Source organism: Glycomyces sp. NPDC046736, from assembly GCF_040645615.1.
Lineage (GTDB): Bacteria > Actinomycetota > Actinomycetes > Mycobacteriales > Micromonosporaceae > Glycomyces.
The window spans coordinates 1-19,580 of sequence record NZ_JBEYYO010000022.1; the positions used below are offsets into that span (position 1 = coordinate 1).

At 69.7% G+C, this 19,580-nt stretch carries 15 protein-coding genes and 1 pseudogene; 11 read left to right on the top strand and 5 right to left on the bottom strand.

The features are described 5' to 3' along the window. Positions 1 to 81, top strand: a pseudogene (locus AB0B28_RS19445) (30S ribosomal protein S3); the annotation flags it as partial. Between the two features lie 36 nt (positions 82 to 117). Here the strand turns inward: AB0B28_RS19445 and AB0B28_RS19450 are convergent. After that, entirely contained in the window at positions 118 to 1,827 is a 1,710-nt protein-coding gene (locus AB0B28_RS19450; protein ID WP_360123194.1) for a DEAD/DEAH box helicase, read from the bottom strand. 409 nt (positions 1,828 to 2,236) lie between these two features. On the opposite strand from AB0B28_RS19450, the gene AB0B28_RS19455 reads away from it, so the two are divergent. The 5 genes from AB0B28_RS19455 to raiA all read left to right on the top strand — a co-directional run bounded on the left by AB0B28_RS19455 (position 2,237) and on the right by raiA (position 7,479). Continuing rightward, positions 2,237 to 2,920, top strand: coding sequence for a ferritin-like fold-containing protein (locus tag AB0B28_RS19455; protein WP_360123197.1), 684 nt, complete (start codon positions 2,237 to 2,239; stop codon positions 2,918 to 2,920). A gap of 80 nt (positions 2,921 to 3,000) precedes the next feature. After that, complete coding sequence (locus AB0B28_RS19460; protein ID WP_360123200.1) at positions 3,001 to 4,281, top strand: hypothetical protein; 1,281 nt, start codon at positions 3,001 to 3,003, stop codon at positions 4,279 to 4,281. After that, positions 4,281 to 5,651, top strand: a complete 1,371-nt coding sequence (locus AB0B28_RS19465) for an ABC transporter permease (protein WP_360123204.1) — start codon at positions 4,281 to 4,283, stop codon at positions 5,649 to 5,651. Before AB0B28_RS19460 ends, AB0B28_RS19465 begins: the two co-directional genes overlap by 1 nt. A 112-nt stretch (positions 5,652 to 5,763) precedes the next feature. Then, positions 5,764 to 6,402, top strand: coding sequence for a phosphoribosyltransferase family protein (locus AB0B28_RS19470; RefSeq protein ID WP_360123207.1), 639 nt, complete (start codon positions 5,764 to 5,766; stop codon positions 6,400 to 6,402). A gap of 408 nt (positions 6,403 to 6,810) precedes the next feature. Next, positions 6,811 to 7,479 (top strand): ribosome-associated translation inhibitor RaiA, encoded by a 669-nt coding sequence (raiA, locus tag AB0B28_RS19475; RefSeq protein ID WP_360123210.1) that lies wholly within the window; start codon positions 6,811 to 6,813, stop codon positions 7,477 to 7,479. 132 nt (positions 7,480 to 7,611) lie between these two features. On the opposite strand, the gene AB0B28_RS19480 is transcribed toward raiA, so the two are convergent. From AB0B28_RS19480 to AB0B28_RS19490, 3 genes are all read right to left on the bottom strand, one after another. Then, the gene (locus tag AB0B28_RS19480; RefSeq protein ID WP_360123442.1) at positions 7,612 to 8,754 is read right to left on the bottom strand and encodes an Ig-like domain-containing protein; all 1,143 of its coding nucleotides are present in this window, start codon (positions 8,752 to 8,754) and stop codon (positions 7,612 to 7,614) included. Positions 8,755 to 8,838: 84 nt separating this feature from the next. Beyond that, complete coding sequence (locus AB0B28_RS19485) at positions 8,839 to 9,822, bottom strand: GNAT family N-acetyltransferase (RefSeq protein ID WP_360123213.1); 984 nt, start codon at positions 9,820 to 9,822, stop codon at positions 8,839 to 8,841. Positions 9,823 to 9,954: 132 nt separating this feature from the next. Continuing rightward, complete coding sequence (locus AB0B28_RS19490) at positions 9,955 to 11,082, bottom strand: GNAT family N-acetyltransferase (protein WP_360123216.1); 1,128 nt, start codon at positions 11,080 to 11,082, stop codon at positions 9,955 to 9,957. 111 nt (positions 11,083 to 11,193) lie between these two features. Between AB0B28_RS19490 and secA the strand changes: the two genes are divergently transcribed. Together secA and AB0B28_RS19500 are read left to right on the top strand one after the other, a co-directional pair. Next, positions 11,194 to 14,103 (top strand): preprotein translocase subunit SecA, encoded by a 2,910-nt coding sequence (secA, locus tag AB0B28_RS19495; protein ID WP_360123219.1) that lies wholly within the window; start codon positions 11,194 to 11,196, stop codon positions 14,101 to 14,103. 4 nt (positions 14,104 to 14,107) lie between these two features. After that, entirely contained in the window at positions 14,108 to 14,584 is a 477-nt protein-coding gene (locus AB0B28_RS19500; RefSeq protein ID WP_360123222.1) for a hypothetical protein, read from the top strand. Here AB0B28_RS19500 and AB0B28_RS19505 read toward each other — a convergent pair. Next, positions 14,551 to 15,525, bottom strand: a complete 975-nt coding sequence (locus AB0B28_RS19505; protein WP_360123225.1) for a hypothetical protein — start codon at positions 15,523 to 15,525, stop codon at positions 14,551 to 14,553. The two genes, AB0B28_RS19500 and AB0B28_RS19505, sit on opposite strands and share 34 nt — an antisense overlap. Positions 15,526 to 15,728: 203 nt before the next feature. Here AB0B28_RS19505 and pruA point away from each other — a divergent pair, with 203 nt between their 5' ends. From pruA to AB0B28_RS19520, 3 genes are all read left to right on the top strand, one after another. Beyond that, the gene (pruA, locus tag AB0B28_RS19510; protein ID WP_360123228.1) at positions 15,729 to 17,354 is read left to right on the top strand and encodes an L-glutamate gamma-semialdehyde dehydrogenase; all 1,626 of its coding nucleotides are present in this window, start codon (positions 15,729 to 15,731) and stop codon (positions 17,352 to 17,354) included. A 55-nt stretch (positions 17,355 to 17,409) separates the two neighbouring features. Beyond that, entirely contained in the window at positions 17,410 to 17,694 is a 285-nt protein-coding gene (locus tag AB0B28_RS19515; RefSeq protein WP_360123231.1) for a DUF397 domain-containing protein, read from the top strand. A 328-nt stretch (positions 17,695 to 18,022) separates the two neighbouring features. After that, a complete protein-coding gene (locus AB0B28_RS19520) occupies positions 18,023 to 19,579 on the top strand; it encodes a S8/S53 family peptidase (RefSeq protein ID WP_360123234.1) in 1,557 nt (518 codons plus the stop codon). The last annotated feature ends 1 nt before the right edge of the window (position 19,580 follow it).

Sequence of the window (19,580 nt, forward strand, 5' to 3'; positions counted from 1 at the left end):
GTCCAGCTGAACATCATCGAGGTCAAGAACCCCGACATCGATGCGCAGCTGGTCGCCCAGGGCGTCGCGGAGCAGCTGTCCGAATCCAAAGGATTCGAGGGCCGCTCCCGTTGCTTGCTAGCCGTCGGTTGACGGGCGGTCGTTTTCTCCGGTTGGGCGGCGGCGCCTGCGGCGGCGGCGGGCCGGGGCCTCGCCGTCTGCCGTGGGGGCTGTGGCCGGGGCCGGGTCTTGGGCCGCTTGCTGGCGGGGGGCCGTGGCCTCGGGGGAGGCGTCGGCTTCCACGCGGCGGCGGCGGCGCTGGCGGGTCCTGGGGGGCGCTTCGCCGCCCGCGGCGTCCGCGTCGCGGACGCTGGAGCCGCTCGCGTCGTTTCCGCGACCGTCGTTCCGGCTGTCGTTTCCGCGACCGCCCGACCTGCCGCCTTCGCGGTCCGGCCTGCGCTCACCTCGCTGACGATCCGAGCCGCGCCTGTCGCCGCCTCGGCCGCCACCGCGGTTGCCGCCGCGGTTGCCGCCGCGGCCGCGGCCCTTCTTGCGGGCCTCGCCTTCGACGTTCTCCTCGCGCTCGGCGCTCAGGCCGTCCCTCTTGCGCAGCTCGCTGGGAAGCGAGGCCGGAGCGCCCTCGGGGATGTCGAGGTCGGAGTACAGGTGGTCGGAGGTGTGGTAGGTCTCCAGAGGATCGCCGAGATCCAGGTTGTTGGCCTTGACGATGATCTTCCAGCGCGGCACGTCCTCCCAAGTGAGGAACGTGACCGCGATGCCCGTCGCGCCCGCGCGGCCGGTGCGGCCGATGCGGTGCACGTAGGTCTCGGCCTCTTCGGGCGCGTCGTAGTTGATCACGTGCGTGATGTCGGGGACGTCGATGCCGCGCGCGGCCACGTCCGTCGCCACCAGCACGTCGATCTTCCCCGAGCGGAACGCCCGCAGGGCCCGCTCGCGCGCGTTCTGACCCAGGTCGCCGTGGACCGAGCCCACCGCGAACCCGCGGAAGTCGAGCTCGTCCGAGAGCTTCTGGGCCGCGCGCTTGGTGCGGCAGAAGATGATCGTCAGGCCGCGCTCGCGCGCCTGGAGGACCCGGGCGGTGACCTCGGCCTTGTTCATCGCGTGCGTCATGTAGACCAGCTGGCGCGTGTTGTTCGCGGCCTCCAGGTCCGGGGCGCTCACGTCGGCGGCCACGGTCATGGGCCGGTGCATGTGGCGCCTCGACAGCGACATGATCGTGTCGGGCATGGTCGCCGAGAACAGCATCGTCTGACGCTGCGTCGGCAGCAGCTTGAGGATCTTCTCGACGTCCTCGGAGAACCCGAGGTCGAGCATCCGGTCGGCCTCGTCGAGCACGCAGTGCGCGATCTCGTCGAGCTTGATGTGCTTCGACTTGTAGAGGTCGAGCAGCCGCCCGGGGGTGCCGACGATGATGTCGACGCCCGAGCGCAGCGCCTCGACCTGGGGCTCGTAGGCGCGGCCGCCGTAGATCGGCAGGACCCGGATCGAGCGGGTCTTGCCCGCGTCCTCGAGGTCCCGGGCCACCTGGAGGCCCAGCTCGCGGGTCGGGACCAGGATCAGCGCCTGCGGCTTGCCGCTCGCGCCCTCCTCGGCGGAGGTGATCTGGTCGATGATCGGCAGGCCGAACCCGAAGGTCTTGCCGGTGCCGGTGGGGGCGCGGCCGATGATGTCCGAGCCGCGCAGTGCGATCGGAATCGCGTACTCCTGGATCGCGAAGGCCCGCTCGATGCCAAGCGCCGCAAGCGCTTCGACGGTCTCTTCTCGAATGCCCAGGGCCGCGAAAGTCGGCCCGTCGTTCTGGGGCCGGTCGTTGTTCACTTCGTTCACTCTGTTCACCTCGTGGCGGAGGACGTCACCAGATCCGGGGAACTCGGCGCCACATCATGTCTCGTTACACAGCGGCGACGACCGCCGGATTCGGAGAGTCGCCGCTTCGCAGGAGCGGATCGGCGCGAGGCGCCGACACCGCGTGAGGACCGCATTCGCAATGTCGAACTCCGGGGGCCTCGGCCCGCCGGTTTCACAAGGGGAACGCCACCTGGTGGCAGCGGTCGCTCCTGTCCATCGTACGCTCCCCGGACCCGATCGTCTCGCTGTGCCGCTGCGACCGGGGCCTCCATGCGGGCGGACTCACCCGTTCGTGTGGGTCCTGGCCTGCGAAGACGTCTCGCAACGTCCGGTTGGCGACAAGCCCGTGAAGGCGAAGGCCACTCCGGGCCAGTGGTAACCTGCCCCGGTGTCCGAGACTACTGAACCCGCCGCAGCGCAGGCCCCCTCCGCACCGGCCCCCGGCCGTGAGTCCGTCATCGATCTCCTTGGGCTGCTTGCCCTCGGCGAACTCCTCGCCTTCGAGCGGATGGTCTTCGACGCCCGACTGGCCCCCGACCTCGGCCGCCGCGCCGCGCTCTCCGAAGCGGCCGTGGGTGAGATTCGCAACTACCGGGCCCTCGCCGACCGCCTGACCGAGCTCGGCGCCGACCCCGCCGAGGCCATGGCCCCGTTCAAGGAGGCCTTCCGCTCCTTCGACGCCTCCACCTCGCCCCGCGACTGGCTCGAAGCCCTGGTCAAGGTCTACCTCGGCGACGCGGTCGCCGACGACTTCTTCCGCGCCGTGGCCGAAGGGCTCGAAGCGGGCGACCGCGCCCTCATCGAGACCGTGCTCGCCGAGACCGGCGCCGCCGACCTCGCCGCCGAGGAGCTCCGTGCCGCCGTCGAGGCCGACCCCTCCGTCACCGGCCGCCTCTCGCTGTGGGCCCGCCGCCTGGTCGGCGAGGGCATCAACCGCGCCCAAGGGGTCGCCGCTGCCAACGAACGCCTCACCGCGCTCATCGTCGGCGGCGAGGGCACCCTCGACGCGCTCCTGCGCCGCCTCACCCGCGCGCACCAGGACCGTATGAAGTCCGTGGGCCTGAACAACTGAGGCCGTTACCGAATCGAGACGATTCGGTCGCAACTCCACCCTTCCCTCCACGCGTCTTGGGGGCGGAGGAGGACACAAACATGCGGCTCACGAAAAGCCATGTCGTCAGCGGGGTGCTCGCCGTCGCGCTACTGGGCGCGACAGTCACCGCCTGGTACTTCGCGGCGCAGGCCCGAACCCCGGCGCAGCGCGCCGAGGAGACGAGCGAACCCGACGACTCCGTCATCAGCGTCCGGGTCGACCAGGACCAGCTGATCGAGACGATCGACTTCGACGCGGTGCTCGACCGGACCGGGGACTTCAAGGTCCCCGCGCCCTCGGCGCCCGAGGGGATCGAGACCGCGCTGGCCTCGAAGATCCCGCTCAAGGTCGGCGACGAGGTCAAGGCCGGGACGGTCTTGCTCGAAGTCTCCGGCCGCCCGATGATCGCCCTGGAGGGCGACGTGCCCGCCTACCGCGACTTGCAGGAAGGCGACACCGGCCCCGACGTCGAACAGCTCCAGTTGGCGCTCCAGCAGATCTACGGGACGCCCAAGACCGGCACGTTCGACTCGCGCACGGCCTCGGACCTGAAGAAGCTCTACGACCACGCCGGGTACACCCGGGCCACCACCGAGGAGGTCGTCCAGGACGACACCTCGGACGACGACGAAGGTTTCGTGGACACCGGCGACGACGCCGAGTCCGAGGGGAACACCGGCGGCGCGCAGACGTCCACGGTCGTCCGCGGCGCTCTGCCGGCCTCCGAGGTCGTGTTCCTGCCCGACCTGCCCATGCAGGTGGGCAAGATCAACGCCAAGCAGTCCGCGCCGCTCTCGTCCGAGGAACCGGTGATGGTCCTCGCCTCGGGCGACTGGAAACTGGAGGCCGAACTCCCCGACGCCACCGCCTCGGAGCTCTCCAAGCTCGGTGCCGACGCCGAACTCGAATTCGGCTCCGGCCCCTTCCAGGGCCTGCCGGTCGGCGAGTTCGAGCTCGAGACCCGCGAGGTCGAGGGCGAAGCAGACCGCTGGGGCGAAGGCGAGACCCCGATGGTGGAGAAGACCTTCGCGGTCTTCGCGTTCGACAAGAAGGTCATCGAAGAGGCCGACGACCTCGCCCCCGGCGAGAAGCAGAAGGTCACCCTCGTGCTCGCCCGCTCCGCCGAGGACGCGCTCATCGTGCCGCTCTCGGCACTGTGGACGGACGCCGAGGACCGGACCATGATCACCGTCCTCGAAGGCGAGAAGGAGACCGAGCGGCACGTCGAGGTCAACGTGACCCTGCGCCACGAAGGCCGCGGTGTGGTCGAGCCCGTCGACGGCGAGCTCGCCGAGGGCGACAAGGTCGTGATCGCCTGGCGCGACCGGGGCAACGGCTGATGGCACGCAAGCGCCGCGAGCCGGAGACTGACACCGAACTGCTCGAATACGTCTCACCGGACGCATCGGGCGACGGCGATGCCGAGGAGCCCACCGGCCGCGCGGCCCGCAAGGCCGCCAAACGGGCCGCCAAAGCCGAGCGCGCCGCCTCGAAGCAGGCCGCGAAGGACATTCCGAAGGCCCCGGGCCGCTTCGGCATCCGCAGCATGGGCATCGCCTACGAGGCGTTCCAGTCCCTGCGCGGGCGCTCGATGCGCACCTGGATGACCGCGATCGGCATCGCCTTGGGCATCGCCGCCACGGTCGCCACCGTCGGGCTCTCGTCCACTTCGGCCGCCGCGATCGCCGAGCGCTTCGACGCCACCGAGGCCACCCAGGTCACCATCTCGTTCTCCAACTCGATGCGCGACGCCGGATACGCCCCCGACCTGGAGGCCTCCGAACGCGTCCGCGGCATCAACGGGGTCGCGAACGCCGGGATCTTCTGCGCCTCGGGCGAGGACATCGACGCCTCGCGCACCGCCACCCAGGACTACGTCCGCGCCGTGCCGGTCTTCGGCATGGAACCGGGCGCGATGGACGCCTACGGCTTCGAGTTCACCCAAGGCGCGTCCTTCGACGCCGGGCACGTCGCCCGCGACGACCGCGTCGCGATCGTCGACGAGTCGGCCGCCCGCGACCTGGGCTACTCCTCGCTCGACGGCGGGCCCATGATCTACCTGGGCGGCGAGGGCTACGCGCTCGTGGGCATCTACAAGGCCCCCGAAGGCGAAGCCAAGCTCACCGGCGCGGTCATCATCCCCCCGACCCCCTGCACCGCCGCCGACAAGGAGTACGGGGCCGCGCAGGTGTTCATCCGCACCGACCTCGGCGCGGCCGACAAGGTCGCCGACACCGCCCCCACCGCGGTCTTCCCCGAAGGGGCCGACAACCTCTCGGTCTCCAAGCCCTCCGACCTCCGCTCCTTCCGCAAGGGCGTCGAGAACGAGATGCAGGCCCTCCTGCTGGGCCTCGCGGCCGTCTCGCTCGTCATCGGCGCGGTCTCGGTCTCCAACACCGCCCTCGTCTCGGTCATGGAGCGCCGCTCCGAGATCGGGCTGCGGCGCGCGGTCGGGGCCGCCAGACGGGCGGTGGCGATGCAGTTCGTGTGGGAGTCCACGCTCATCGGACTCATCGGCGGGCTCTTCGGCACGGTCCTGGGCGTCAACGTCACCGCGGCCGTCTCGCTCTTCCGCGACTGGCAGATCGTGTTCGACCCGGCCCTGTTCGCGGCCGGACCGGTCATCGGCGCGGTCGTCGGGGTCGTGGCCGGGGTCTACCCGGCCTGGCGCGCCAGCCGCATCCCCCCGGCGGTCACCCTCCGGGCCTGAGCCTGGACCCGGACGGTGGACGGGGCCTCGCATCCGAGGTGCCGCGACCACCGCCCGGGACCTTCGGGGCCGCCGGGCGGTCACCGCCGGTCCCGACCCTCGTTAGTCCCGTATGAGACTCATCGAAGGCGCCAGGGAACTGTTCCTGCCCGCCGCCTGCGCCTCCTGCCGGAGCGCGCCGGCGGCGGGCTTCGGTCTGTGCACCGGCTGCGACGCCGAACTCGCCGCCATGCGGCCCGTCCTGGCCGCTCCGCAGGCCGCCTCACCGCCCACCGTGGCCGCGGGGCCCTACGCGGGCGCTCTGGCCGAGGCCCTCAACGAGTACAAGGAACGCGGCCGCCGTGAACTCGCCCCGGCCTTCGCCGCGCTCCTGGCCAGGGCCCTCGCCGTCGTCGCGTCTGAAGTCTCCGGCGCGGTGCTCGTCCCGATCCCGTCCACCGGCGCGGCCCGCCGCGCCCGCGGCTTCGACCACGTGGCCGCCGCGTGCCTGGGCCTGGGGGACCTGCGGCCGTGCCTGCGCGCGCGGCCCCGTCCCGACTCGGTGGGCCTGACGCCGCCGGAGCGGGCCCTCGCCGCCCGCGAGAGCCTCCGCGCCGTCCCGGCCCGAGCCGGAGCGCTCGCGGCCTCGGGCAGATCCGCGATCCTCGTGGACGACATCGTCACCACCGGAGCGACGCTCGCGGCCGCCGCCGAGGCCCTCGACGCGTCAGGCGTGCGCGTGCGGGCCGCGATCGCCATCGCCGCAGCGTGATGCGGGTGTGGTTGGTGAGGCGCCCGATTGGGTACCTCTCGGTGTGTCAAGTAGCCGACAGACGGGAAGTCGACGGTTCGCCCATGAATGCGAAGAGTTATTTCGAGTACGCCGGAATTCGCACGCGCGCACCTCGCCGCATTGGAGAATTCCCGTAGCCGAAGGGTCGACTTTCAGTGATCGAGGGGATAGTCTCAAAATCTCAGATCGGTAACGAGACGGCTGAGGCCAGGTGGACTATCGCTTGACCGAAAGTGAACTCCCGCAGGGCGTTCCGGATCCCATGTCGTCCCTTCCGTGAGAGGAGGTCACTCCATCCGCCGTACCGGAACTTCGGCTCCGGACCCAGCAACAACTACGTCAGCATCGCCGCCGCACTCGCGCGGGATGCATCTGGGAGGTTCAGAGGTGGACATCGTCGTCAAGGGCCGCAACGTGGAGGTTCCCGACCACTACCGCGAGCTCGTAGCGGAGAAGATCGAATCCAAGATCGCCAAGTACCTCGCCCGGTACGACGGGGAGGCGATCGCCATCGACGTCGAGCTCTATCACGAGCCCAACCCCCGGCAGGCCGATCACGCGCAGCGCGTAGAGATCACGTGCCGTCCCAAGGGGACGGTCATCCGCGCCGAGGCCTGCGCCGGAGACTTCCGGTCCGCGTTCGAACTGGCCGTCACCAAGCTCGGCCACCAGCTCCGCAAGACCTCCGATCGCAAGCGCATCCACCGCGGCGGCTCCAAGACGCCGATGTCGGTGGCCGAGGCGACCTCGAACGGCAACGGACGCGGCCCCGCGGGCACGCTCCTGGCCGAGCGCGAGGGGACCGAGCGGGCCGCGGCCCGATTCGTGTCCGAGGACGTCGACCACTACGAGGGCCTGGTCGAAGAGCACCTTCCCGGCCGCATCGTGCGCGAGAAGATCCACCCGGGCGAGCCGATGACCGTCGACGACGCGCTCCAGAACATGGAGCTGGTCGGCCACGACTTCTACCTGTTCCACGACAAGGAGAGCGGACGCCCGTCCGTCGTCTACCGCCGCAGGGCCTTCGACTACGGGCTCCTGCGACTCGACCTCTAGACAGCCGCGCCCCGCTCAGGGGCGCAACGCCACACTCCCACGGTCTGGATGCATTGAGGGGTGGTATCCGGATCGGCCGCGGCCCCGGGCGAGAGCCCGGGGCCGCGGTCTTGACGTCACTTCAGGTCGACGCTAGAGCGCCGAACCCTCCTGCCACTCTTCCCAGGACATGATCCAGAAGCCCCAGCCGTTGTTCCACGGCATCTCGCGCGGGGAGCCGATCACGTCGACCGGGTCGCCGCGCTGGGCGATCTCGTAGAACCACTTGGCGTCGGCGTCGCTGGCGTTGACGCAGCCGTGCGAGAGGTTCGCCGAGCCGAGCTGGTTGTTCCACGGCGCGCCGTGGACGAACTCGCCCGAAGAGTTGATGCGGGTGGCCCACTTGACGTCGGTCGAGTAGTAGCCCTCGTCGCCCTCTTCGCGGCCGGGGGAGACCATCGTCTTGTCGGCGAACTTCTCCATCACCAGGTGCACGCCGGTGGCGGTGTAGTACTCCCACTCGGCGCCGGAGCCGCCGCTGATCTGGAGGACCTTGGCGACCTCGCCGTCGATCTCCACGGTCATGGTGTGCGCGTTCAGGTCCACCAGGGAGACCTGCGACTCGCCGATGACCATCTCGGCGGTGTAGTCCTCGCCGCCCCAGGTGTCCTCGCCGAGGTGCTCACCGGCGAACTGCGCGGTGAAGGTCACCGTCTGGTGCGGCTCCCAGTACTCCTTGGTGCGGTAGATGACCTGGGTGTCGCTGATCCAGTGCCACGCGCCCTCGTGGCCCTTCTCGGACTCGACGATCAGGTGGCGCTCGACCTCGGCGCGGTCGGGGGCGCTCTCGGAGAAGTTCACGATGATCGGCGCGCCGACGCCGACCTCTTCGCCTTCGACGACGGGGGTCACGTCGACGACCTCGAAACCGGAGCCCTCACGGGCCTCGGTGGTGAACTGCTGCTCGAACTCGGTCACGGTGCCGTCCGAGCTGACGGCCTTGGCCACGACGGTGTGCGTCGAACCGGCGTTGAGGATGCCGCTGGAGGTCCAGCTGGTCAGGTCGGAGGAGAAGTCGCCCTCGATGGTCTCGGAGCGGTCGGAGGTCACGTTGACCTCTTCGAGGATGCCGTCCACCACGGACAGGGTGAACGGCGCGGTCGGGTCCTGGTCTTCGATCGCGTCGAGCGCGACCACCGGGACGATCGGAGCGGGCGTGAACGTGCCGGTCTGGGGTGCGCCGCAGGCTCCCATGACGAGCACCAGGGACAGCACCGCCAGAGCACGCGCGGGCATGAGCTTCAAAGGGGGTTCCTCCACAAGGCGAAGTGACGAGATCACTATATCTTCGACGCCCAGGCAGGCCTTTCGGGTTGCACGTCAATCGCTACTTAGCGCAGCCCACACCAATGTGTCCCGTCTCCTGCCCGTGAGTGTCGGCAGACCGCCCCTTTCGAGGCCTTCGAGGCGGAATCCGGCCCTTCTGAGGACGGCCTGGGACGCGGTGTTGTGGATGTCGGTTCCCGCCCAGACCCGGTCGAGACCGACCTGCGCGAACGCCCAGGCCCGCACCAGGCGCACCGCCCGAGTCGCGTAGCCCTTCCCGCGGGCCTCCGGGCGCAGGTCGTAGCCGATCATCCCGATCCCGGTGACCCTCGCTACCTGGTAGAGCCCGATCGTGCCCTGGTAGCCGGTGCCGTCGTCGATGACCATCAAGGCGCTGTGCCCCCGCAGCCAGTCGACCGCGGCCCGCCACTCGCAGACCTCGCGGGCCTCGGCCGCGCTCGGCGGCAGCGGCAGGGCCGCGCCCGCGAACACGTCGGGGCTCGAGCGGTGGCGCAGGTGCGCCTCGAAGTCCTCGGGGACGAGCGGCCGCAGCGCCACCGGGCCGTCTTCGAGCCTCCCGCCGGGAAGGTCGGGCAGTATGCGCGGGAACGCGCCGGGTCCGTCCCCGGGCAGCAGCCCGAGCACCAGGGCGTCGGTCCCGTCCCAGGCCCCGCCCCTCGACACCCCGCCGTCGGGTCGGAAGCCCGCGCTCAAGGCGGCGCGGATCGCGGCCTGGTCGCGGACCGGGGGCCGGGCCTCCAGGCGGCGCGCGCCCGAGGTGAACAGCGTGGGCGAGGCGGCGCGCAGCATCGCGGCGGCGATCTGCCTGCCGCGCCGCTCGGGGGCGACCCAGCAGCGGACGCCGACCACGCCGTCCCATTCGTCGAAGGACAGCGCGCCCCAGACCGCCTCGTCCTCGACGCCCATCGCGGCCACGTCGGGGCGGAAGGTCCCGCCCGCGAAGCCGTCGATCTTCAGGGTCTCGGGGGCCGGACGCAGCGCGAACGCCGTCGTCTCGACGGGTTCGAAGAAATGCACGCACTCAGACAAGCAGGTCGGAGGCGGTGCGTCAACTGCCTGGGGGCCCGAAAGGTTCGCAGGCGCGGCTTTTCGCCCCGGCTCGGCCTCAGACCACCGACCCCATAGGATATATCCTATATCGTATAGGATTCAGGCGAGGTCGGCCGGGAACAGGCTGCCGACCCACGAGTCCACCCTGCCGTCCGTGCCGTGGCGCAGGCCCCGGCGCACGCCCTCGATGCTGAACCCGGTCTTCTCGGCGACCCGCCGGGACGCGTCGTTGCCGACCACGGCCCGCCACTCGATCCGCTCCAGGCCGAGATCGTTGAACCCCAGACGGCACAGCGCCCGCGCCGCGGCCGTGGTCCAGCCGCGACCCCGCGCCCACGGCGACGTGAAGTAGCCCAGCTCGGCCTCGCCGATCTCGCGCCCGCCGAGCATGAGCTCGATCGAACCGCAGTACCGGTCGTCCTGGTCGGCCATCACGTACAGCACCGAATCGCCGCGGTCCCAACGCGAGCGCACCACGCCGATCCACTCCTCGGCGTCGGCCCGCGTATACCCGCGCGGCAGCGGCACCCACCGCTGCACCTCGTCCTCGGCGCAGGTCGCGGCCAGATCGTCGAGGTCGCTCTCCTGGAGCGGGCGCAGCCGCTGCCCGGCCGCGCCGGTCTCCAGGACCGGCTGGTCGGCCAGGAAGAACCCGGCCTGGCGCTTGGCGAGGTCGTAGTGCGCGGGCGGGTCGCCCGCGTCGCGGATGTCGCCGGGGAGCATCCCGCCCACCCAGCAGTCGCGTGAGACCCCGCGCTGGGTCACCCCGCTGCGGGCGATGCCCTCCACGGTGAACCCGGCGCGGATCGCGGCCAGGCGCGAGGCGTGGTTGCCCACGATGGCGTCCCACGCGATCCGCTTGCAGTCCATGGCCTCGAACCCGAACCGGGCCGCCGCGCGGATCGCGCGCTGCGCGACCCCCCGGCCCCGGGCCCACGGCGCGGTCACGTAGGTGATGGTCATCTCGAACGGGAAGGACTTCGTGAGCGCCATCGACCCGACCAGCGCCCCGGTCTCGTCCTCGACCGCCCAGCGCGGGTTGCCCGCGGCCCAGCGCCGCTCCTGCGTCTCCACGTACCGGTCGCGCGCGTACTTGCTCCACGGCAGCGGCATCACCAGGAACCGCTCGATGAGCGGGTCGGCGTAGATCTTGGTGAGGTCGGCCAGGTGGCGTTCCTCCCAGGCGACCAGTCGCAGGCCGTCGGCTTCGAGGGTGACGGGATCCATAGCCACCGATTGTGCCGCACCGGCTGCGATGGGGGCCAGTCGCGTCCACGCGTAGTATTGGCCGGGAAATCCACCCGATCTGGTCAAGACGTTGCTGGGAGCTGATCTTCCGTGTCTCTGTTCGAGAAGGTACTGCGGGCCGGCGAGGGTCGCGCGGTGAAGCGGCTCAACGCCATCGCCGACGCGGTCGACTCCCTGGAGGACGAGTACGCGGCGCTGACGGACGCGGAGCTCCGCGGCCTGACCGACGAGTACAAGGAGCGTCTGGCCGACGGCGAGACCACCGACGACCTCCTCCCCGAGGCCTTCGCCACGGTTCGCGAGGCCGCCAAGCGCGTCCGCGGGATGCGGCACTACCACGTCCAGATCATGGGCGGGGCCGCGCTCCACCAGGGCAACATCGCCGAGATGAAGACCGGTGAGGGCAAGACCCTCGTCTCCACCCTCCCGGTGTACCTCAACGGGCTCACCGGCAAGGGCGTCCACCAGGTCACCGTCAACGACTACCTGGTGCGACGCGACGCGGAGTGGATGGGCGAGATCCACCGCTTCCTCGGCCTGAGCGTCGGCGTGGTCCTGCCCGGCGAGGGCTCGGACAAGCACCGCGAGGCCTACCTGGCCGACATCACGTACTCGACCAACAACGAGCTCGCGTTCGACTACCTGCGCGACAACATGACCTCCTCGGCCGACAACCTCGTGCAGCGCGGCCACAACTTCGCGCTCGTCGACGAGGTCGACTCGATCCTGGTCGACGAGGCCCGGACCCCGATCATCATCTCCGGCCCCGCCGAGCACTCCAAGCGCTGGTACTCCGAGTTCGCCAAGATCGTGCGCTCGATGAAGCGCGACGAGCACTACGAGGTGGACGAGGGCAAGCGCACCATCGCGATCTCCGAGTCCGGGGTGGCCCGCGTCGAGGACCGCCTGGGCATCGAGAACCTCTACGACTCGGTGAACACCCCGCTCGTGGGTTACCTCAACAACGCGATCAAGGCCCAGGAGCTGTTCGAGCGCAACCGCGAGTACATCGTCTCCGAAGGCGACGAGGTCCTCATCGTCGACGAGTTCACCGGCCGCGTGCTGCCGGGCCGCCGCTTCAACGAGGGCATCCACCAGGCCATCGAGGCGAAGGAAGGGGTGGAGATCAAGCAGGAGAACCAGACCTTCGCCACCACCACCCTCCAGAACTACTTCCGCATGTACGACAAGATCGCGGGGATCACCGGTACGGCCCAGACCGAGGCCTCGGAGTTCAACAACGTCTACGGCATGGGCGTCATCCCGATCCCCACCAACAAGCCGATGATCCGCCGCGACGAGTCCGACGTGATCTACAAGACCGAAGAGGCCAAGTACCAGGCCGTCGTCGACGACATCGCCGAGCGCCACGAGACCGGCCAGCCGGTCCTGGTCGGCACCGTCTCGGTCGAGAAGTCCGAGATGCTCGCGCACCTGCTCAAGAAGCGCGGCATCCCGCACAACGTGCTCAACGCCAAGAACCACGCCAAGGAAGCCGACATCATCGCGCAGGCGGGCCAGAAGGGCGCGGTCACCGTCGCGACCAACATGGCCGGTCGAGGCACCGACATCCAGCTCGGCGGCAACCCCGAGTACCTCGCGGCCACCGACCTGCGCAACCGCGGGGTCGACGAGGCCGAGGAGGAGACCTACGCCGCCGCGTGGGCCGAGGCCCTGGCGAAGTTCGAGGAGACCACCAAGGCCGAGGCCGAAGAGGTCAAGGACGCGGGCGGGCTCTACGTCCTGGGCACCGAGCGCCACGAGTCGCGGCGCATCGACAACCAGCTGCGCGGTCGCGCGGGCCGCCAGGGCGACCCCGGCGAGTCCCGGTTCTACCTCTCGCTCTCCGACGACCTGATGAAGCGGTTCAACGCCGACGCCGTGCGCGCCATGATGAACCGCCTGCGCGTCCCCGACGACGTCCCGATCATCTCCAAGATGGTCACCAAGCAGATCGAGTCGGCCCAGTCCCAGATCGAGGGCAACAACGCCGAGATCCGCAAGAACGTCCTCAAGTACGACGAGGTCATGAACAAGCAGCGCACCGTCATCTACGACGAGCGCCGCAAGGTTCTCAACGGAGAGGACGTCTCCGAGCAGATCGAGCACTTCCTCGACGACGTCCTGGAGGCCTACGTCGCGGGCGCCACCAGCGAGGGCTACGCCGACGACTGGGACCTCGACGAGCTCTGGAGCGCCTTCAAGCAGCTCTACCCGATTCGCGTCTCCCACAAGGAGGTCGTCAAGAAGGTCGGCGGCCTCGACAAGCTCGACGCCGAGAACCTCCTCGAAGCGGTCATCGAAGACGCCCGCGGCGTCTACGCCGCCCGCGAGGAGGAGTTCGGCGAGGAGGTCCTGCGCAAGCTGGAGCGCCGCGTGCTGCTCCAGACCATCGACCGCAAGTGGCGCGAGCACCTCTACGAGGTCGACTACCTCAAGCAGGGCATCAGCCTCCGCGCCTACGCGCAGCGCGACCCGGTCATCGAGTACCAAAAAGAAGCGTTCGAGATGTTCCAGACCATGCTGGACGGCATCAAGGAGGACACCGTCAGGTTCCTCATGAACGCCGAGCTCAAGCAGAAGTCGGACGACGCGGCCGCCGAGCCCGAGGCCCAGATCCGCGGCCTCGAACCGCTCCGCAAGCCCGAGCGCCTGCTCCAGTCCGCCCCGTCCATCGACGGCGCGGCCGGGACCGGCACCGCCCAGATGGAGGCCACCGACGAGGAGGGCACGGTCTTCAAGCGCCCGCCCAAGCCGGTCGCCGGACAGAAGCGCGACGTGCGCCGCACCCCCGGCGCGGGCAAGAAGGGCGCCGCCAAGGTCGCCCCCAAGTCCGCCCGCTCGGCCGGTCCCCGCAAGGCCGCCACCGCGCCTCCCGCGCAGCAGGCCAACCCGGGCCAGCGCCACTCCGAGAAGGTCGGCCCCAACGAGCCGTGCCCGTGCGGCTCGGGCAAGAAGTACAAGCGCTGCCACGGCGCTCCCGGCGCGGCCGCACAATAGGGACATGACAGCGAGAGGCGACCGGCGGGTCTATGTGCCCGCCACCGCGGCGATGGTGCGGACCCTGGCCGAGACCGGCGAGCTCAAGCCGGCCTCGGCGGTCCACACCGTCACCTCCTGGCTCCGGCGCGAAGCGCCCGGCGCCGACGACGAGGACCTGGAGTACACGGCGTTCGCCTACGCGGCGATGGCCTCACTCCCGCTGCTGGTCGGTGGTGTTCCCAGGCGCGTGGTGATCTCGGCCGATGTGCCCGGCGACCGCGTTGCCGAGCACGATGAGGGCACCGGAGCCGACTTCGACGGCGACGTCAAACGCAAGCGGGTCGCGGCGATCCACGCCGATGACTCAGGCGGCGCGGCGGCGGTGGCCGCGGCGCTGGCGGCCGAGGAACCGGACTTGGACGCGGTCGAGGCGAACGTGCTCGACTGGTACGCGCCCTCGGAGCTTCAGGAAGTCTTGGCGGTCTTGTCCGAGGGCTGATCCTTGTCGGGGAACGACACGATCGTGTTGACCCGCTTGATTTTCGGGGCCCTTGGGATGAGCAGCCCGTAGGCCAGGACCGCGCACAGGGCCCCGGCGAACAGGGCCGTCATCGACCCGTTGTACTGCCATTGGAAGCTCAGCGCGAGGAACGCCGCGTCGAGCTGCCCGAGTTCGCCGACCCCGATCCCGAGCACCACTTCGACGCCGATCTGGGCGACGATGGTGGACACGAGCCAGATCGCGCCGGGGATCGCACCCGCCACGAGGTGGCCCAGGAGCTTGACGCCGGACTTCTTGGCCCGCAGGTACGCGAACGCGGCGAGGCCGCAGGCCAGACCGGCCGCGAACGGGATCGCGCTGCCGAGGGCGCCGTACTGGTCGAGCGGGTCGGAGAACAGGCTCACCGAGGTGGCGGCCTCGAACAGGCCGCGCCCGAACATGAACGCCAGGAGCAGCAGCGTGGCGACGAGTCCGGCCGCGACCGTGACGCTGCGTTTGGGCAGCGCGAACAGTCCGCCGAGGACCGCCGAGCCGAACATGACGAGCCCGACCGCGAGTGCGATGTCGGGGTCGACGCTGAAGCTCGCGTAGGCCACGACGCCGCTGACCATGCCGATGAGGACGGCGCCGAGCATCGCGAACGCGCGGCGCGGGCCCTTGAAGACCCGCGTCATGACCAGGCCCGCCACGGCCCCGGCGTAGGCGGCGACGATGATGGGGCTGAACAGGCTGAACGCCAGGATCACGACCCCGGTCTCGTCGAGGCCGTCGGCCATGCCGGTGAGCTGGTACAGGGAGTAGACGACGCCGCCGAGGGCCGCGAGCGCGGCGATGCCGAGGACCCAGAGCGTGGGCCGCCCGGGCTCGGCCGGGGCCTGGCGCGCCGGTGCTTCCTCCCGCTGCGTTTCCTTGGTCTTGGTCTCCTGCGAGTTCGTCACCGGTCCAGCGTACGGACCGCCGCCGGTCGGGTCCTGCCCGGAGGCGCGGTTGTGGCCCGCCTTCCGGTGCGCGTCGATTTGTTCGCATCGCAGCAGGTCGCCAGGCGCGAACTGTGCGAGGATGGCGGGTGAGAGCACGGTCTTGTAACCTACTGATCAAAGACCTTCATCATCAGTAGCCATCGAATCAATGGGAGGGTGCGATGGACGCCTTGTTTACGGTACCTACGCCGGAGAATGAACCGGTCAATTCGTACGCACCGGGCACACCCGAGCGCGAGAGCCTCCAGAAGAAGCTCGCCGAACTCGCGGGAACCCAGCTCGACCTGGACCTCAACGTCTCCGGCGAATGGCGCCGCGGCGCGGGCGCCGAGCTCAAGGTCGTCCAGCCGCACAACCGGGCGCACGTCCTGGGCGTGACCCGCGAGGCCACCGCCGCCGAATGGGCCGACGCGGTGGCCGCGGCCAAGGCCGCCCGCCACGACTGGATCCGCACGAGCTTCGCCGACCGCGCCGCGATCTTCCTGCGCGCCGCCGAGCTCATCTCCGGTCCCTACCGCGACGTGCTCAACGGCGCCACGATGCTCGGCCAGTCCAAGACCGCGGCCCAGGCCGAGATCGACGCCGCGTGCGAGCTCATCGACTTCCTGCGCTTCAACGTCAGCTTCGCCGAGGGGATCTACCGGCAGCAGCCGAACTCCTCCAAGGGCCTGTGGAACCGCATGGACCACCGCCCGCTCGACGGGTTCGTGCTGGCGATCACCCCGTTCAACTTCACCGCGATCGCCGGCAACCTCCCCACCGCCCCGGCCCTCATGGGCAACACGGTCGTGTGGAAGCCCTCGGTGACCCAGCAGTTCGCCGCCCACTTCGTGATGCAGGTGCTCCTCGAGGCGGGCCTGCCGCCCGGGGTCATCAACATGGTCACCGGCGTGGGCGAGCACTCCGAGGCCGCGCTGCTCGACCCCGACCTGGGCGGCATCCACTTCACCGGCTCCACCAAGACCTTCCAGCACCTGTGGAAGACGGTGGGCGAGAACATCGCCGGGTACCGCACCTACCCGCGCCTGGTCGGCGAGACCGGCGGCAAGGACTTCATCATCGCCCACCCGAGCGCCGACCTCCAGACGCTCGCCGTGGCGATGGTGCGCGGCGCGTACGAGTACCAGGGCCAGAAGTGCTCGGCGCTGTCGCGGACCTACGTCCCGGCCTCGCTGTGGCGCTCGGGCCTCAAGGACGCCGTGGTCGGGATGACCGAGGACATCACCTATGGGGACGTCACCGACTTCACCAACTTCGGCGGCGCGGTGATCGACGAGCGGGCCTTCGCCAAGCACACCGCGCTCTTCGAGCGCCTGCGAGGGGACTCGAAGGCCACCGTGGTCACCGGCGGCACCGCCGACGACTCGCAGGGCTTCTTCGTGCAGCCCACGCTGGTCGAGGCCACCGACCCGACCCACGAGCTGTTCTCCGAGGAGTACTTCGGGCCGATCAACGGCGTCTACGTCTACGAGGACGCCGACTTCGACGCGGTCGTGCGCCAGGCCGCCGACATCGCCCCGTACGCGCTCACCGGCGCGGTCTTCGCCACCGACCGGGCCGCCATCGCCCGTGTGAGTGAAGAACTGCGCTACGCCGCGGGCAACTACTACATCAACGACAAGCCCACGGGCGCGGTCGTGGGCCAGCAGCCGTTCGGCGGCTCGCGCGGCTCGGGCACCAACGACAAGGCCGGGTCCTGGCAGAACCTGGTCCGCTGGGTCAGCCCGCGCTCGATCAAGGAGAACTTCGTCCCGCCGACGGAGTACCGCTACCCGCACCAGGGCTAGCCGAGTGACGTGAGGGGCCTGGACCGCGAGGTTCGGGCCCTTTATGCTTCGCATCATGACCAAGCGTGAGCACCCGCTCAAAGGCGAGTTCGACACCGCCACTGCCCGTTGGGAACGCACCACCCACGAGGACGGCACCCCGGCCGCACTGGAGATCGGCTACGCCGACAACGGCCTGGTGGCCCTGCGCATGGCCGAGGACCCCGAGGGCGACGTCCTCATCTACACCCCGGCCGAATGGGACGCCTTCGTGGCGGGCGTGCGCGACGGCGAGTTCGACCTGGAGACCTGGGACGAACCGGAGGCCGAGGCCGACGAGGACGAACCCGCCCCCAAGTAAGGGCCCCAACCGAATCCGACACCGCACGGCCGCTCCTCCCCGCCGGGGACGGGGCGGCCGTCCGATTTTCACCCCCGGTGCGAACGTGCCAACCCGAGAAACCCGGACGAAGCGTGTATCCGGCCGGTAAGTCACGTCTCTTCCCAGGTGAACGCCGCGACAACCGCCCACCAGGCGGTGATCGCGGCATTCAGAGCCCGAGTGCCACCCGACTATCGGAGCGGGCGTGTACCCCACGCCCGGCGCCGGGTGGGGAGAATCGTACGAGAGAAGATCCCCCTCCTCACCCGGACGACCGCATAGACCCCCAACGAGCAGAGGAGCTCCCATGCGATTGGTGTTCGCCGACCACGAACCCCATCTCAAGCCCAACCCCCGCCGCGATCACATGAGCGGCGTGCCCGAACTGTCGTACTCGACGCTGGACCGCCACGGCGGCAGGGTCCTGGCCCCGGGACAGGTGGTCCGCACGGCGGGCCGCTCGGCCCCTGTCGGGACGATCTATCGATACGACCGCCTGCTGGTCGACGAGTCGGTCATACGGGACGCCGAGGTTCGAGAGAAGCTCGAAGGAGCGATCCGCCCGACAGGCATGTCGCTTGAGAGCCAAGCGGCAAGCTCGATCGTCCCGGGCCAAGGCTCATACCGAGTTCCGGTGGTAAGCGGACACGGCGACCAGGCAGCCGTAGATGCCTGGTCACTGCTCCAACGGCTGCGCACCGACACGAGCGAATCCGGCCTCCCCGGTGGACTGCTCGACAAGGTTCGCCTGGAGCACTTGATGGTGTGCTCAAAAGGCGGCGGTTCCGGCATCGGCAGCGGTGAACCGCCCATCGGTGATGCACGATCGGCGTCGCTCGGTCGCATCCCCGTGGACATGGTCAATCCCATGCCCAGCCGCAAGAAGCTCGACAGGCGTATGCGCGTGGCGATCCTCGACACGGGGGTGCCGACCAAGCACTCGGCGTTCGACGTCTCGGATAGCTCTGAAGGTGATGACACTTTCGTGGTCGTCGATCATGCCTTCCAGACCAAGCTCGGTGAGCACTCGGACTCTCCGGCCATTCCCCTGGACGACCCTTGGGAGGGCCCGGTGCACGAGCCGACGCTCGTCGGCGAGGTCGCGAGCCACTTCGGCCACGGCACGTTCATGACCGGGTTGCTCCGGCAGATGTCGCCAGACGTTCAGGTGTACTCGCTCCGAGTCGTCCACAACGACGGCTTGGCGTACGAACACGAGGTCATCGCGGCCCTGCACCATGTCGCGGACCAGGTAGAGGCCGCTCGCCGGGGGGAGCCCAACGTGGTCGGCGTCGATGTGGTCGTTCTCGCGATGGGCTATGTGGACGAGAACCCGAACGACCAGCCCGGCGGCTGGATCGGCGAGGCGGTGCGACGCCTCGCAGTGTTGGGCATTCCTGTGATCGCCGCAGCCGGGAATCAGTCCTCCGACCGCCCGTTCTATCCTGCGGCCTTCGCGGCGCACCCGCAGCAGGATCGCGCTGCGCCCATCCTGAGCGTCGGAGCTCTGAATCCGAACCGGCACATCGCGATGTTTTCGAACGAGGGCCCGTGGGTCTCGTGCTACGCCACCGGGGCCGGGTTGGTGAGCACGTATCCGCGCGAGGCAAAGGGGTCGCGAATGCCGGACCGGCGGTCGAAGTCCACATTCCTCGATCGCCACAGGGAGAGCCATGATCCAGACGACTTCTCCTCAGGATTCGCGGTGTGGAGCGGCACTTCGTTCGCAGCGCCCCTCGCTGCGGCCTTCCTGGTGAACACCATGGCGGAAGTCGAGATGGAAGCGAGCGGGTCCGACGATTCCGTCAGGGCGTCCATGCGTGCCCACGAGGCCTTGAAACGGCTGAAGAAGCAGCTAGCCTGAA